Origin of the sequence: Marivirga tractuosa, assembly GCF_042140215.1 — a bacterium.
Classification (GTDB): Bacteria; Bacteroidota; Bacteroidia; order Cytophagales; family Cyclobacteriaceae; genus Marivirga; species Marivirga tractuosa_A.
Map to the genome: position 1 here is coordinate 189,682 of NZ_CP159478.1, position 14,879 is coordinate 204,560.

The 14,879-nt window shown below is 37.3% G+C and carries 11 protein-coding genes and 2 pseudogenes; 2 read left to right on the forward strand and 11 right to left on the reverse strand.

The window, feature by feature from the left end:
* Window positions 1-19: 19 nt before the first annotated feature.
* From ABWH96_RS00785 to ABWH96_RS00820, 8 genes and pseudogenes are all read right to left on the reverse strand, one after another.
* A complete protein-coding gene (locus ABWH96_RS00785; RefSeq protein ID WP_375579644.1) occupies window positions 20-1,543 on the reverse strand; it encodes a hypothetical protein in 1,524 nt (507 codons plus the stop codon).
* A 240-nt stretch (window positions 1,544-1,783) separates the two neighbouring features.
* Window positions 1,784-2,668: pseudogene (locus tag ABWH96_RS00790) on the reverse strand (DUF808 domain-containing protein).
* Between the two features lie 250 nt (window positions 2,669-2,918).
* Complete coding sequence (locus ABWH96_RS00795) at window positions 2,919-3,734, reverse strand: type 1 glutamine amidotransferase domain-containing protein (protein WP_375579645.1); 816 nt, start codon at window positions 3,732-3,734, stop codon at window positions 2,919-2,921.
* Between the two features lie 24 nt (window positions 3,735-3,758).
* A complete protein-coding gene (locus ABWH96_RS00800) occupies window positions 3,759-4,760 on the reverse strand; it encodes an NADP-dependent oxidoreductase (protein ID WP_375579646.1) in 1,002 nt (333 codons plus the stop codon).
* A 71-nt stretch (window positions 4,761-4,831) separates the two neighbouring features.
* Window positions 4,832-5,803 (reverse strand): NAD(P)-dependent alcohol dehydrogenase, encoded by a 972-nt coding sequence (locus ABWH96_RS00805; protein ID WP_375579647.1) that lies wholly within the window; start codon window positions 5,801-5,803, stop codon window positions 4,832-4,834.
* A gap of 418 nt (window positions 5,804-6,221) precedes the next feature.
* Window positions 6,222-7,796, reverse strand: coding sequence for a S8 family serine peptidase (locus ABWH96_RS00810; protein WP_375579648.1), 1,575 nt, complete (start codon window positions 7,794-7,796; stop codon window positions 6,222-6,224).
* A 112-nt stretch (window positions 7,797-7,908) separates the two neighbouring features.
* Window positions 7,909-8,955 (reverse strand): tail fiber protein, encoded by a 1,047-nt coding sequence (locus tag ABWH96_RS00815; RefSeq protein WP_375579649.1) that lies wholly within the window; start codon window positions 8,953-8,955, stop codon window positions 7,909-7,911.
* Between the two features lie 2 nt (window positions 8,956-8,957).
* Window positions 8,958-9,434 (reverse strand): T9SS type A sorting domain-containing protein, encoded by a 477-nt coding sequence (locus tag ABWH96_RS00820; protein ID WP_375579650.1) that lies wholly within the window; start codon window positions 9,432-9,434, stop codon window positions 8,958-8,960.
* Between the two features lie 442 nt (window positions 9,435-9,876).
* Here ABWH96_RS00820 and ABWH96_RS00825 point away from each other — a divergent pair, with 442 nt between their 5' ends.
* Complete coding sequence (locus ABWH96_RS00825) at window positions 9,877-10,080, forward strand: YwbE family protein (protein ID WP_375579651.1); 204 nt, start codon at window positions 9,877-9,879, stop codon at window positions 10,078-10,080.
* Window positions 10,081-10,325: 245 nt separating this feature from the next.
* On the opposite strand, the gene ABWH96_RS00830 is transcribed toward ABWH96_RS00825, so the two are convergent.
* Window positions 10,326-11,639 (reverse strand): hypothetical protein, encoded by a 1,314-nt coding sequence (locus tag ABWH96_RS00830; RefSeq protein WP_375579652.1) that lies wholly within the window; start codon window positions 11,637-11,639, stop codon window positions 10,326-10,328.
* The gene (locus tag ABWH96_RS00835) at window positions 11,636-11,989 is read right to left on the reverse strand and encodes a hypothetical protein (protein WP_375579653.1); all 354 of its coding nucleotides are present in this window, start codon (window positions 11,987-11,989) and stop codon (window positions 11,636-11,638) included. The genes ABWH96_RS00830 and ABWH96_RS00835 overlap by 4 nt, the downstream gene beginning before the upstream one ends.
* Window positions 11,990-12,434: 445 nt before the next feature.
* On the opposite strand from ABWH96_RS00835, the pseudogene ABWH96_RS00840 reads away from it, so the two are divergent.
* Window positions 12,435-12,643 (forward strand): annotated as a pseudogene (locus ABWH96_RS00840) (YwbE family protein).
* A 95-nt stretch (window positions 12,644-12,738) separates the two neighbouring features.
* Here the strand turns inward: ABWH96_RS00840 and ABWH96_RS00845 are convergent.
* On the reverse strand, window positions 12,739-14,787 hold the full coding sequence (locus ABWH96_RS00845; RefSeq protein ID WP_375579654.1) for a PKD domain-containing protein: 2,049 nt from the start codon (window positions 14,785-14,787) through the stop codon (window positions 12,739-12,741).
* Window positions 14,788-14,879: the final 92 nt, after the last annotated feature.

Below are 14,879 nucleotides of genomic sequence, written 5' to 3' on the forward strand. Positions count from 1 at the left end.
AGAGTAGTCTTTCACTAAACTATGGATTAATTGAGTCTATTTTTTTAATCAATTTATGTAAACGCTCTTCCTCTATCGAGAACTCTACTATTCTCATTGGAAATTGCTTTTCAATGGAATCACGTTCAGGCTGTCTATACCAGTAATTATAGGGTTGATTGTAAGATTCAAGCGAAAGTTCATTTCTTAGCCGATCTAGCTGTGTATAAAGAAGATCCAAGAACTGGATATACCGCTCATAACGCACCTTATCCTCTACATTGAAGATAACCCTATAAGTTGGCGAGTACTTTTTTATGAATCCGTAAATCAGTTTCTCCAGCTTTAGGGGCTCTATTGCTTGCCCATTTAACATCACAGTATCGGGAGTTAAATTAATTTTTACTCGATTGAAATCTTTCAATGAGCTATTTCGATACATTCTTGATTCGGGAATTTTAATTGTCTTTCCTTTTAAATCAATATTTTCCACCGAGTCCAAGAAATTTTCAAATTCAGAGAAATATTTTGGGTTTAATGTTTTCTGAATTCCGGAGTATTTAAAAACCGGGTAATCTGCTGGGTATTGTGAATGCTTTACTGCAGTTGAAAATTGGATTTTCCTTAATTCTGCTTCTCTTAATTCATTAAGAATAGGCTTGATTTCCTCCATTTTAATCCTCTTATCTACATGTAGATTAGCAGTTAAATTATGTTTATCCCATTCAGAAATTTTACTCCTCTCAACAGCCACAGCATGCTTGATGCCTTGGAAATCCACACGGTTTTCTATATCATTAAAAAATATTACAGGAACTTCTGTATTAAGGGTGTCCTGCACAATGTATATATCAATCACTATAGACAATCGATAAAGCCTCTGCTGGCTTTTACTTTTTGCTTTCTTTAAATCAAAAACATGCTCAATAGAATTGCTAAGTATATTTTTATTAATCTTCTTATAATTGGTGAAATTCTTAAAAGCAAAACCAAAACTCATGATTATAAATGTAATTGTAATTCCAACAAACCATTTTGCTTTATTATTTGGAATCAAGCGGTTAAAGCTCGGCCAAGTAGAATAAAAACATATTACAGGAAGAAGAATTAGTATTACCGAAAAATTTTTGATCCAATTGAGATCGTATTGCATGGCATAAACCGTGTACCAAATACCTAGCATGCTTCCGAGTTTGCCAAACCAGAATAAAAAGGTCCAAGTAAAAAAGCCCTCAGTATTTAAAGTTCTTCTGATCACTGATTTAGTTTTCCTTCCAAATTTGTATTGTGAGCTTTGAAGGGTAAATCTCAGTGCAAAAGCATAACCTAAAACAGAAGCAACCGCAGCATAGAAAAGATTATAAGTATAATTTTCTGTGGTTGTTAAGACAAGAAAAGCTCTATCCCCAAAGAAAGCTGTAAAAAGTCGAAAAGATTCTCTGAATATTTGAAAAAAAGCGTAGAAAATATAGGCTGTTAGAATCCAAAGCAACAGACCTCCAATAATATTTACTGGTTTAAATTCTTGTCTTTTCTTTAAGAAACCATTCTGTCTGATTTTCATTCTATATGAAGAGAGTTGATGGCAATGCCAGAGTTAAAATTTAATACTTACGGCTGCTATTATCCAAATATTGAGTCTCCTCAATCACACTCTCAACATTTAGACTGTATTCGAGAAGTTTGAAGAGATTTGAACAAGCACAAGCGCACGCTTGAACAAATTGTGAGATTATACCTAAATGATTTTACTAAACCAATATATATAAGCCTTTCACGCGGATTCTTGAAGGAACGAAATAATTTATGACCTACTGCCTTTTATTTTCTTCAAGACAAAACCACCAAACTCCACCACAGCTAAAACCACTATTCCTACCACAAGACCAATAAGAAATTCAGTTATAATGGAAGGTATAGAGGGAAGTAGGTGATGTAGAAAGTCTATATTGTGCGCAAAAATTCCACCTGAAACAAGAAGTAGCGCAATAGTACCTATTACCGTCAAACTCTTAATTACTTTCGGCAAAGCTTGAACTAGAAATTTTCCTACTTTATCTGAAAAACTATTATCCTCTTCATTTAAGTTGATCAATTTTACCCCAAACTCATCCATTCTAACAATTAGGGCAACTATTCCATAAACACCTACCGTAGCCACTAAAGCGATAATAGACACGACCATAATTTGATTAAGCAAAGTCTCAGTTTCAACCGTCCCTAAGGCAATAATGATAATTTCAACAGATAAAATGAAATCAGTGACAATAGCAGATTTTACTTTTTCCTTTTCTTTGCTTAGTGCTTCTTCTTTCGTTAGTTTTTCTACTTTTTCTATTTTCTTTTTGGGTGCTCGATGGAAGAAAAAGGCATAAATTTTTTCCGCTCCTTCATAAGCAAGGTATAAGCCACCAAACAAAAGGATGATATGAATGGCCTCGGGGATAAAAGCACTTAATAAAAAAGCGAGTGGCAAAATGATCAATTTATTCAGCAAAGAGCCTTTTGTGATGGCCTAAAGCACTGGAATCTCTCTTGAAGCCATAAAACCAGATGCTTTTTCTGCATTTACTGCTAAATCATCACCAAGTATCCCGGCTGTTTTCTTACCAGCCACCTTGCTAAGCGTGGCCACGTCATCCATCAACATTGAAATATCATCCAGTAAAGCAAAAAATCCAGAAGCCATAGTCTATAAAATTAAAATTTGGTGCAAGTTAATAGGTAATCTGATTTGACTCAGTCTAACAAAAGAAAAATTTAAGCTTCTTAAAGATGGGAAGGCGGACTCGGTTATGCAAATAGGGAGAACAGCGGTGGCCTGTAATCTATTATTGGTCGACTAAGTTCAGTAGGCTTTTTGAGTGGGAATCATGAAAAACTTCAACTAAAAAAGCCTGCTCTCTACAGCTAAATGTAGAGAGCAGGCTTGGTATAATTTATTGTTGTAATTTCTTTAATAAAAGCTCTGCTGCTTTTTTGGAAGAAGCTGGATTTTGTCCTGTAATCAAATTACCATCTTCCACTACATGCACACTCCAGTTTTCACCCTTCGTGAATGTGCCTCCTTTTTCAGCTAGCATATCTTCTAGTAAAAAAGGAACTACTTTAGTTAGCTGTACTGCTTCTTCTTCTGAATTGGTGAAGCCGGTTACTTTTTTACCCTTTACTAAAGGCTGGTCGTCTTGTCCTTTCACTTCTTTTAAAGCGGCTGGTGCATGGCAAACAAATGCCATTGGCTTATCTTGTGCATTAAAAGTTTCGATCAACTCAATCGAAGTTTTATCTTCGGCCAAATCCCAAAGTGGCCCGTGTCCACCGGGATAAAATACCGCATCATAATCCGCTGCATTTACCTCTGACAATTTCTGAGTATTGGCAATTCGTTTTTGCACTTCCTCATCCTTATTGAATCGCTTTGTAGCTTCCGTTTGGCTTGCTTCCGATTGACTTCTTGGATCAATTGGCGCTTTGCCTCCTTCTGGTGTAGCAATAGTAATTTCTACTTTCTCATCTTTTAATGTATAATAAGGAGCGGCAAATTCTTCTACCCAAAAGCCGGTTTTTTCTCCTGTGTCTCCCAGCTCATCATGAGAAGTTAAGACAAAAAGGACTTTTAGCTTTTCAGCTTTTTCTGTTGTTGCTCCTGCGTCTGTCTTAGCTTCAGTATTACCTGTTTGCTTATTGTTGTTGGAATTGCATGCTGCAAATCCTAATACAGTTACTGCTAATATTAATAATTTGATATTCTTCATCTCTAATTTTACTTTTGTCTATAATTATAATTTAACGATCATTTTTCCTTTGTTCTTTCCTTCGAAAAGATCTAAAAAGGCTTGTGGTATTTGGTCAAAGCCTTCTCTGATCGTTTCGGTATAGTGCAGTTTTTCTTGCTGCAACCATTGCGATAATTGTTGAATGGCTTCTTCGTTTTTGTCAGCAAAATCTGTGACGATAAATCCTTGCATAAGAGAACTTTTCTTCACCAAAAAGGGCTGCACACTGATGCTCTTAGGTGCTTCGGTATTATTATAAACCGAGATAGCGCCACAGTTAATCGTTCTTGAAAATTTATTGATGTTGAAGAGCACAGCATCTGAAATCTCTCCTCCCACATTGTCAAAATAGACATCTACGCCATTAGGGCATGCTTCCGAAATGGCTTCAGTCATGTTTTCAGTGGTTTTATAATTGATGCCTTCATCGAATCCAAATTCAGATTTTAGCATCTCCACTTTTTCGTCCGATCCGGCAATGCCTAAAACGTGCATTCCTAGAATTTTTCCGATTTGACCTACTATACTACCTACTGCCCCGGCTGCTCCTGAAACAATTAAGGTTTCGCCTTTTACTGGTCTTCCAATCTCCATCAACCCATGGTAGGCAGTGAGTCCTGTCATACCTAAAACACCCAAGTATGCTGATAAGGCTGCTTGATTTGGATCTACCTTCATTAAGCCATCCGCTTTCACTACTTGTTTTTCTTTCCAGGCCAATTCTCCTACAACAAAATCTCCTTTTGCAAAAGCATCATTTTTTGATTCTAGAACTTCTGCTACTACACCCGATTTAATTGGCTTATTAAGTTCAAAAGGTGGAACATAAGAAGGTGCATCGCTCATTCTACCTCTTAAGTAAGGATCGACTGAAACGTATTTTGTACCCAGCAAAAGCTCTCCTTCTTGCACTTCAGGTATCTCTGAGGTGGTGATATCAAAGTCATCCAAAGAAGGGCGTCCTTTTGGTCTATTTTTTAAATTAATTGTATTGTTTATACTCATTTTTCCTCTGTAAAAATTAATGCGTAGAGGGGGCTAACGAGCATCTATTTCATGAGTTGTTAGATGGGCGATTATTTTGAAAGATTAATCACCACTTTCCCGGTATGCTTTCCTTCTCCAAAATATTGAATTAATCGTGGGATTTCTTCGAATTTATAAGGGCCATCAATCGTTGGTTTTATTTTACCTTCGGTATATAATTGGTTGATGGTATCAAGCCCTTGATTCGGTTGTAGTGCTAAAAGCAGAAACTTCTTGCTGGTCAAAACGGAGAGTAAACCGCTACTTAAACCAAAGAGTATTAAATTACCGGCTGTTCCGCCTACCGTAACATATTTTCCTTTAGGCTTCAACGCTTTCAAATAGGCCCAAGTCGGTTGAGAGGTCTTCGCATCCAGAATCAAATCATAGCGCTCGCCTCTTATGGTGAAATTCTCTTTCTTATAGTCAATGATTTCGTCATAACCGATGGCTTTCATATTGTTAAGCTTTTCGCCCGTATCTACACCCGTTACTTCTGCATCATACATTTTAGCGATTTGCAGTGCAAAAGTCCCTACTCCGCCACCAGCACCATTGATTAGAATTTTCTGCCCTTTTTGAATTTTTCCTTTCTCTACTAATCCTTGATAAGCTAGTAATGCAGCATGCGGAATAGCAGTAGCATCTTCAAAACTCATGTCCTCTGGTTTTAATACCAATGCTTTTTCATTGATGGCAATGTAATCAGCGAAACTTCCGAAACCAAATTCAGAAATATCTCCATAAACTGCATCGCCCTTTTTGAATTTTGTAACGTCTTCTCCAATATCTTCAATCACGCCCGATAGTTCCATTCCTGCAATAGGGCGCTTAGGTTTTGTAAGTCCAAATATTAAGCGATACAAAAAGGGTTTACCCCTTACCATGCCCCAGTCATAATCATTGATGGCGGTGGCATGTATTTTTACCAAAACTTCATGTTTAGCTGGAACTGGGGTGGACACCTCTTTGATTTTGAGTTGTTCAGGAGAGGCGTAATGAGAACAAAAAATGGCCTTCATCTCTATACGTGTTTATAGTTTTTGAGCAACAACAAATTACTCATTTAATGAAGATAGTGTTTTAGTTTGGATGATTTTTATTTTCAAGCATTTGTAATATGTTGAAATGATAGTTTAGCGGAAAAAAAATATCAGTACGAATTAAAAGGAGGACTAGAAAGGATTTAGATAAAAACCAGTGGTGCATGCTTTGCAATATTGCAAATAGCTTCACTTTACACTTAGTTCGAGTATGCTCTGATTCAAGCATACGCTGTTATGTATGTAGAAATAGTGATTCAAACAAATACCTGTTCTTTCCAAATAAATCATAAATTCTCGAACTTATAATGGCAAATTCAGAAGACATCTTGGCCATTCTTGTTTTTTGCATATAAAGACCATAAGTTCATTATCTATGGATTAAGGAAACAATTCATCAGTCCACAAATTCAAACTTTACTTCCCATCCATCACCTACATTTTTATCGTCAGACAAAAACCATAACAGCGCTACGTTGGTTCGTGAGGTAACCTCTGGGGGTATGTTTTGGCCACTGAATTTGGCAATATAATTCTCAGGGATAGCCGTTCTGCCATCCACCAAATGAACAAAATCAACATTTGCTTCGGTATCCATTTTACTGAACATGAATTTAATTCGCTTGCCAACTGGTGCTTCAATCACCCATCGACAAGTGCTTTCATTCGTATAATTATTTTCGGAGCTGCCATCCTCTAGGATGTTTTCATCAGAATAGATGTATTGGGTTCCTGTGCAATAAATACTGGACGAGTCAATAGGATGACCCTGATACTTCACCTTAAGCCGATCCTTTCTTTTGAAGGCGTTCACATCCACCGCTAGAGAAAAGGAACTTCCGGGCACATAAATATCCTTATGCCAATCTGTTAACTTAGTCTGCTTCCACACAGTATCTGCCAATATGATGTTCAGTGCAGCTTTGTTTCTTTTGGATATGGAGGAGTTTTCTGGCGATAAGATAAACCCAGAATAGCTACCTTTAGGCTTTATTTGTTGTCTCGATTCAGATGTGCCATCAAATAAAAGGAATCCTCTAGGCCTTAAGGAGGTCAAGCTATCATTTTTTCTCTCTTTAAGATAATGCAATGCGCTTTTTAAAGAGACTTGGCCGGCTCCCATTTTACCTTGGTGTTTTGAAGCTAGACTTCGGTGAGCTAAGCTTGAATTCTGAAGCACCTCCTTAAGTTCCGCGGGGCTAAGGCCAGGATCTTTAGTCTTCAAAATGGCGGCTATGGCCGACACTATTGCAGCGGAGGCTGAAGTACCTGAATCCTTGATGTAGGCATTATCCTTTATAGGGTGGGCTCCTGAAATACTGTCTGAGGGAGCACTTAGGTCTACCTCTATTCCATAATTGGAATAAGGAGATTTTCTACCTTCTTGAGTGGTGCCTGATACAGCAAAAACCGTGGGCTCCGCAGCGGGCTGTCCTACTTCTTTACTGTAGAAATTTCCTGCAGAAGCCACAATGAAACTGCCGCCATTGGACGTTTTAGCGATCAGCTCTTTTTCTTCGGCATTAGGTCTTCCGCCATTCCATGCCAGGCAAATAATCTCCGCACCCATCCTATAGGCGTAATTCAAGGCTTTGTAGCCTGCTGTTACATTCGTATTGGCCGCATAATCAGAAATAGCCTTTATTGGCAAGATTTTAACCTGCTCATGGGCGCGCTCTCCATAATGCTCCTCAATCACGCCCGCAATGATACTTGCAATATAGGTTCCGTGATAAAAAAGACGTTCCCTTCCTGCTATAACTGCAACATCTCCGTCTGCATCCGCCATGTCCCAACCCTTAACATCATCTATAAAACCATTTCCGTCATCGTCTATGCCATTTTGGGGTATTTCGCCTTGGTTCGTATAAATAAACGATTGCAAACTTTCGTGTGATAGCGAAAAACCATCATCGATGATCGCTATGGTGATAGGTCTTTGCAAATCAGAAATTTCTTTCGCCTTAACCATTCCTATGTTTCCATAGTTGGAAGAACTCTCCTTTTGACCGTATAAATGGGACGAAAAAAACTGATGAAGACTAGAATCTCCATCAGTTGGAAAATTTTAACTTTTCTTAATCTCAATTTGCTGAATACGTAATGTTATGGGTGTGGCTAGGCATCTGGTTTGTGGTAAGGGTTGTTGTTTCTTGTCCTCCTTTTTGGCCCAATGTTTTACTGGATAAGCCAGGACCTGATCCGAAATGGATTGGAGCTCTTCCCCGCAGGTCTGGTAAAGCAAAGGTGGTGCGGCCATCCCCACCATAGGTAGTCCCAACCAAGCTAAAAACAGCACTATAGCTACTAATTGGCAGCAGCTGCCCGTTACAAAATGCCCATCCCCTCGGAGCAAAATTTCCTGCAAATATCATCACTTCTGCAAGAAAAGGATCGAGTCCACTCCTTGAAGGAAATACTCCCTGCAAGGCTATCACATAGTTAAGTGTCAAGTAAGGTTGCATATTATTGGAAGCCTGATTCCCTCCGGTCGAAGAAACTGATAAGCCTGAAATCAGATCTATAGCAACCCAATTAGTTCCGTCATATGTGATAAAGTCACCATCAGTGGCTCCCAAATCGTTGATGGTGCCAGCAGGGCCTTGCGGTCCTGTTTCTCCCTGTGGTCCTTGCTCACCCTGAGGGCCGACTTCGCCTTGCATTCCTATGGCTCCTTGTGGACCAGTTTCACCTTGCGGGCCTTGCTCACCTTGAGGACCTGGTATGGAACTTCCTGACGACTTTGCATACAAGGCAAAAGGAACACTTACAAGAGAAGAGGTTCCAGATATTGTATAATTATTACCTCCGCTAGGATCCACCTCCGTTTTCAGAAAATAACTGCCTTGGCTCCAGTCTATAGCCGAGAAATCATCCGTACTTAGGCCGTCTCCTATCTGAAGACTTATAAGTCCGTTTGAATTTGTGCTAGGTGTTTGCGTTTCTGTGTAAATGGCCGTACCATTTTCCGATCCAGCTAGTACACTAAATCTTACTGACACTTCTTGATCAGAAACAAGCTCACCTGCAGGGTTTCTGACAACCGCTTGATAGCTTAACATTTCGGGACTCTGTGCCCAACTTACCTCTGTGATTAGAAAGGTAACCATTAAGATTAGATACTTTTTCATAGTTAGTTTTCTTTTACAATTTTGATAGTCTTGAGAACTCTACTTTGATCTAGGATATGAAGAAAATAGAGACTTGAGGGGAGGTTTAAAAGGTTGATTTCTGTTTTGTCATGTTCAAGTTTACCGCTCTTGACTGCGCGTCCGTTTGCGTCAAAAAGTCGATACTGGGTATTTTGACCTAGTGCTGACTCTCCAAAGTTTATTTGAATCTTACTATTGGTAGGATTAGGGAAAATCAAAATATTGGCCACCTCAGGTGTTGTACTCAGTACACTAAGCGTCACCGAACTTAGCACTCCGGGCGTGACCGAACCCTCTTCTGACGACATCGGGGCAGTAGTTAACTGACCTACTGAAAACGCTATGCTTCCACCTTCGCCCATAAGGTTACCTCCTGACGCATTTATCGCTTGTTGTGAAAACAAATTGTTTTGCAGAAACAGGGCTAAAGCAATGATTAGTATAATGCTATTTTTCATGGGTTTCCTCTAATTTAGTTTTTAAATTTAATAAATAATATTTATATAATTGACATTATTTTCAATTAAAGCTTATCTGTAAGGAGGGGGAATATTAAGTTCAATTACTCCTGTCTAATAGAACTTAGTCTCAAATTTCATATCAATTTAAGATGTTATCATGTGTTTTTGTTGAAAGTACTTTTTTCCACTATTTCCAACAAATTCGGAAAGCAAGTTATTAAATGTGCTGATTTCATTTATCAAAGTAAATTGTGCAGATCATGTTGGTTTTTTCTGCTCAATTTACCGTCACATAGCTTGCCTTCTTTTCGTTCTTCGGTATTCTACCTAGCCTGTGTGTGGCTCGAAGAAGATTTCTAACGCATTTATACCCCAAAAATTAGATGTTTAATCTACTTAGCTAAAAATCCATTACATTTATAATTCAACTTAAAAAGCTATGTCAGACGGAAAAAACAGAAACAATATTAAAATTGGTCAGGAAGTAGAAATTGTCCAGAAACAAGATCAGCGAAGCGGTGATCTGACCAATGGATTTGTTAAAAAGATTTTGACCAAATCTTCATTTCATCCGCATGGGATAAAAGTGATGCTGGAGACTGGTGAAGTGGGGAGGGTGAAAGAAATAATTGAGGAGGATTAGCCTGTAATAGCACAAGCGTCCCCTTGTGCTATTACAAGCTATTGCCATCACGCTCTCTCTGATTCCAGCTTCCGCTTGGACCAAGGAGTGTTAGAAAATGCTTTTGAGCAAATCCTCACTTCATCCGCATGACTTAATAGTGCTGCCAATCGAATTAAGCGCTATTCAACTTTTAAATGTTATTATTAACCAATATTTCTATCCTAAGGAATCTTCATGAAAAATGTCTAATTATGATCCATCATTTAATCCGTAAGTTTTAATGTTTTCTCTGTTGGTGTACCAAAACCCAGGTTTAAAGTAAGTACAGATACAAGGGTACTTTCAGAATTTAAAATAGGTTCAAATCTATTTCCAATATTATATGACAAAATAATTTGATCCGATAAATTATAATTAAAGGAGCCTAAACACTGAAAATCCGAGCTTTCATCACGCCTGAACAATTCGTTTCCTTGAGCATCTGTACCTGAAGGGATTTCTGTTTCACTATTTCTACCTACTGCCTCAAGCTTAATTGAGAATTTTTCAAATTCAAAAGCGACTGCTAAACCATAATCAAAATTATTTTCGTAGATCTTTGATTCTGCAAAGTATCTTTTGTAAAAATCAAAATTATACCATTCATACCTAACTACTCCCATAATTTTAAAGAAATTCAAATCATCTTTGAAAAGGTATGTAGGCGTTATCCAAAATGACTGGCGAGGTACATAAGAAAAACTGAAGTTGTTTGTTGGGAAATTCACAAAACCAGCATAGGCCAAGTCAACTGACCATCCCTGTCTGTTTTTTATGTAATTCTTAAATTTTTCAAATGTTTGTTTAGAGCCTAGTTTAGAATCTATAAGATTGTAAAACTGGTCTAGAAAAGCATCCGGACTATTTATGTCAAAAGATAACAAAGCTGCTTCTTTCATTATTTCATTTATCAAGATAGACTTCTCTTCCGTGCTTAGGTTTGAAGCGTATGTATTAATTGCCTTTAATACTGTCTCCTTTATATTTGCTAAAAACTCAGATTGGTTTGCCACTTTTTCATTTATTATAAGTTCAGTTGCCACTGCTCCAATTAATGCTGAAATTCTTTGTTTATAATTTAAACCTGATAAATATTCCTGCACTTTTTCTCTATCCTTTTTATTTCCAAAGTAGATCGTATTCCTATATCCAAATGCAAGCCCACTCGATACCGTGCTATCATTTAATTGGTAATTTTGTGTTGAAGCTATTGAAAAAGAAGAGTTCCTAATGATCTGATCTGTCACACTTTTGGGATATAAGTATTCATCAACAGTTAAAGCATGATTTTTGGCCCAGTAAGGTGTAAATTCCAGAGAAAAATCATTAGGAATTAAAGCGCCACCATTTTCTCCTATAAAATTGGAATATAGTGCCGTTTCTAAAGCTTGATATGATTTAGGGATTAATACTGCCGTAGGCTGTAAGCCTAATATACTAGCTGCGGGTGAAGTGGGAGCCTGTATTTTATTTAGTTTTTCTTGTGCCAATGATATTGATAATATCATAGACAAAAATAATGTTAAACTATATTTCATGGCTGCGGAAATTTAATTGCTAAAACGATTATAGGTCTTTCTTCTTCGGTTTTCTGATTTACATGTTGAACTATTGTTGTATCATTGATTTTATAATTAATTTTGATTTCATCTTCTTCTGGGACTAAATTTGCAATGTCTGAAAAGCAAATAGTAAAGCCGTCTCGAAGTTCTTTTCCCTTCCCTATAACTTTTTTATCAGAGTTTTCTAGTTCCTTGTCATTTGGCCCTGGAACATTCACTACTGTTTGGCCAGTATTCCCATCTGAAATAAATTCAACTTCAAATGTAACTTCGGTTTCATCCTGAACAGGAAATTGCAGGTTTTTGTATCGGTAAGTTTTTCTCATTGTTTTGGTTTTTAGTTAATCCTTAATATATCTGTTTCATCACAAAAGAGGGGTTTATTCCTCCTTTGAGAGTCAAACTAGTAAAAACCAAAAGCATACTATTTGTCGATTAGGAAATTGCAGGTTTTGGTTTTAAATTTTATGAATATAGGTATAATAATTATAAACATTACAGCTAACACCAAATTGCACATAAAAATACCCATAAATAGGTATGTGTTTCTGTGATTTAAGCCGGAAATGAATCGACTTTACTCCTTAAATTAAGACTTGGTACCTCAAGGCAAATATCATTGTTATGTTATTACACAGTAGTTTGTTAGTTTTCTGCTACTGCATCTTTAAGATAAAACCTCTGGAGCTAGGACACCTGGACTAACTTTCAATTACTTAGGTTTCTAAGAGTAGAATCATCTAAACTTCTCCAGTTAATAGAATTAAGTGCTTGAAACACTTCAGACGGAAAAACAGAAACGATATAAAAATTGGCTTGGAAGTAGAGATTGTTCAAAGGAGAGTCAGCGAAGCAATCATCCGACCAATGGATTTGTTAAGAAGCTTTTGACGAAATCCTCATTTCATCCGCATGGCATAAAAGTGATGCTGGAGACTGGTGAAGTGGGGAGGGTGAAGGAGGTTCTGGAAGAAAAGTAAAAATCTAATTACGCCAATTAAGTTTAATGACTTCAGCTTACCATTAGGCTGAAGTCATTAAACTATAAAAGTTTCAATTTTTTATATCTACTATATCAGTTTTTGGAAAGAGCTTCGATCTCATTTAAACTGAGTGCCCTATTGTAAATCCTAACTTCATCTATGCTGCCCTTAAAAGGCGCACAAAAGCCTACTTCACAGCGACCTATTCCTATTAAGAAATCTTCATCTGATTCCAAAAATCCACCACAATCATTATTACCAGAAACTAGATTAGAAACGTCACTTTGAACACCATCAATATAAAGTTTAAAGCTTGCAGGATTGAATGCTCCTTCCCAGGTAGCTACCACATTATACCACTTACCAACTTCCAAACTATTCGTTGAAGTGACCCTGCCGTCATAATCATCACCATCCACTGCATAAAAAACATTTACTTGGTTTGAGGAAGTCACTCCAAAAACAAATCCTATTCGCTCAATACAATTTCCAGGCGCACCTGTACCATTGTAGTTAGAAAGTATTCTGGATGCATTCCCTCCTTCAGCTATATATATCCAAGAAGAAAAAGAAGCTCCGGCATTCAAATTATTATCTATCTGATCTGATGTTCTAATATAATCATCCTGACCATCAAAAGTAAAAGAGTTATTTTCTTGTCCATTTCTATCCTCTGCTAGAGTAACCCCATTATTTAACATGCCATCAAATCCATTGCCACTATTATCAACCGCATCACCATCAAATGGATAGAATGCTACTAAACCACCTGTAGGAAGCACCACTATTTCCTTGGTTAATATATCAGTTTCAGAATCAGATGTCCTTGTAACCGTAAGTGATACTTCATAAACTCCTGGAGAATTAAATTGAACAGAAGGAGAAGGGTCAGTTGATATTGCAGGAATACCTCCCTCGAAACTCCATTCTCTAGTAGTAGGATCACCTTCCGAAATATCTGTAAATTGAATTTGCTCTCCTTCGTCAATTATGGAGTCTGCCCTATCAAAAAGTGCTATTACTTCCTCTTTAACCGTTACAAAATTCTGTTTTTCTTCCGTGTCGGAACTGGTTGCATTTGAAGCTATTAAACTAACGTTATATACTCCTGGAGTTTCAAACAAAACAGTGGGGTTTTGATCAGTTGATGTATTTGGATTCCCCCCTTCAAAAACCCATTCCCAACTATCTGGATTGTTAAGGGACTCATCTGTAAAAGTTATCGAATTACCTTCAACAATTGATGTTTCAGAAGCTGAAAAACCAGCTTCAACTTTTTCGAGAACAGTTATGAAATCTTCTTCAACAATTTGATTGGAAGTTTGGTCATTTGAAGCTGTAAGTGTAACTGAATAGATACCAGGGTTATGATAAACTACAGTAGGGTTTTCTTGGTTTGAAGTATTAGGATCCCCTCCTTCAAAAACCCATTCCCACTTATCTGGATCTAGTGTTGAATTATCAGTAAACGATATTGAACTTCCTTCTGCAACGACCGTCTCAGATGCAGTAAATCCGGCTTCTAATTTATCAAAAACAGTGATTAAATTTTCTTTTATAATTTTATCAGAACTATTCTCATTTGAAGCAGTCAATGTTGCCCTATAAGTCCCTACCGTTTCATAAGTCACAACAGGGTTTTGATCGGTTGATGTATTTGGATTCCCCCCTTCAAAAACCCATTCCCACTGATACGGATTACCAGAAGATTTATCTTCAAAAGAGACGGAACTACCTTTCAAAACAGATTCTTTTGAAACAGAAAAATTAGCCTTCGCTGGTTCATAAACTGTTATTAATTCTTCTTTAATTACCTCATCTGAATATCGGCTGTTTTTTACAGTTAAACTGACTGTAAAAGTTCCTGCATTATTAAAAGTAACTCTCGGGTTTTCTTCTTTTGAGGTGCTGGGAGTTCCCCCTTCAAAGCTCCATTCCCATTTAGTAGGGCGACCTGTAGACTCATCTGAGAACTTTAGAGATTGATCTTCCGGCAACAATGTTTCCGTAACGGAAAAATCAGCCTCAATTGGACGGCTTTGCCCTCCCATAAATTCGAGCCCGGATTCATCAGAGTTGCCGCATCCAGTAAAAAATACATAAGATAATATTAATAAATAAGCTGTAAATCTGATTTTCATATAAAGAAGAGGTTTATTGTTATAAATGAATGATGAAGCATCAAAACTACTAAAAATATCAGTATAACAAAATATGCTCAAAAGTCATTATA

Excerpts from the sequence above, each read along its gene's own strand:
- ABWH96_RS00820 (WP_375579650.1), bottom strand. The coding sequence starts at position 9,434 with ATGAAAAATAGCATTATACTAATCATTGCTTTAGCCCTGTTTCTGCAA.
- ABWH96_RS00835 (WP_375579653.1), bottom strand. The coding sequence starts at position 11,989 with ATGAGAAAAACTTACCGATACAAAAACCTGCAATTTCCTGTTCAGGAT.
- ABWH96_RS00825 (WP_375579651.1), top strand. The coding sequence starts at position 9,877 with ATGTCAGACGGAAAAAACAGAAACAATATTAAAATTGGTCAGGAAGTA.
- ABWH96_RS00830 (WP_375579652.1), bottom strand. The coding sequence starts at position 11,639 with ATGAAATATAGTTTAACATTATTTTTGTCTATGATATTATCAATATCA.
- ABWH96_RS00800 (WP_375579646.1), bottom strand. The coding sequence starts at position 4,760 with ATGAGTATAAACAATACAATTAATTTAAAAAATAGACCAAAAGGACGC.
- ABWH96_RS00810 (WP_375579648.1), bottom strand. The coding sequence starts at position 7,796 with ATGGTTAAGGCGAAAGAAATTTCTGATTTGCAAAGACCTATCACCATA.
- ABWH96_RS00805 (WP_375579647.1), bottom strand. The coding sequence starts at position 5,803 with ATGAAGGCCATTTTTTGTTCTCATTACGCCTCTCCTGAACAACTCAAA.
- ABWH96_RS00815 (WP_375579649.1), bottom strand. The coding sequence starts at position 8,955 with ATGAAAAAGTATCTAATCTTAATGGTTACCTTTCTAATCACAGAGGTA.
- ABWH96_RS00795 (WP_375579645.1), bottom strand. The coding sequence starts at position 3,734 with ATGAAGAATATCAAATTATTAATATTAGCAGTAACTGTATTAGGATTT.
- ABWH96_RS00845 (WP_375579654.1), bottom strand. The coding sequence starts at position 14,787 with ATGAAAATCAGATTTACAGCTTATTTATTAATATTATCTTATGTATTT.
- ABWH96_RS00785 (WP_375579644.1), bottom strand. The coding sequence starts at position 1,543 with ATGAAAATCAGACAGAATGGTTTCTTAAAGAAAAGACAAGAATTTAAA.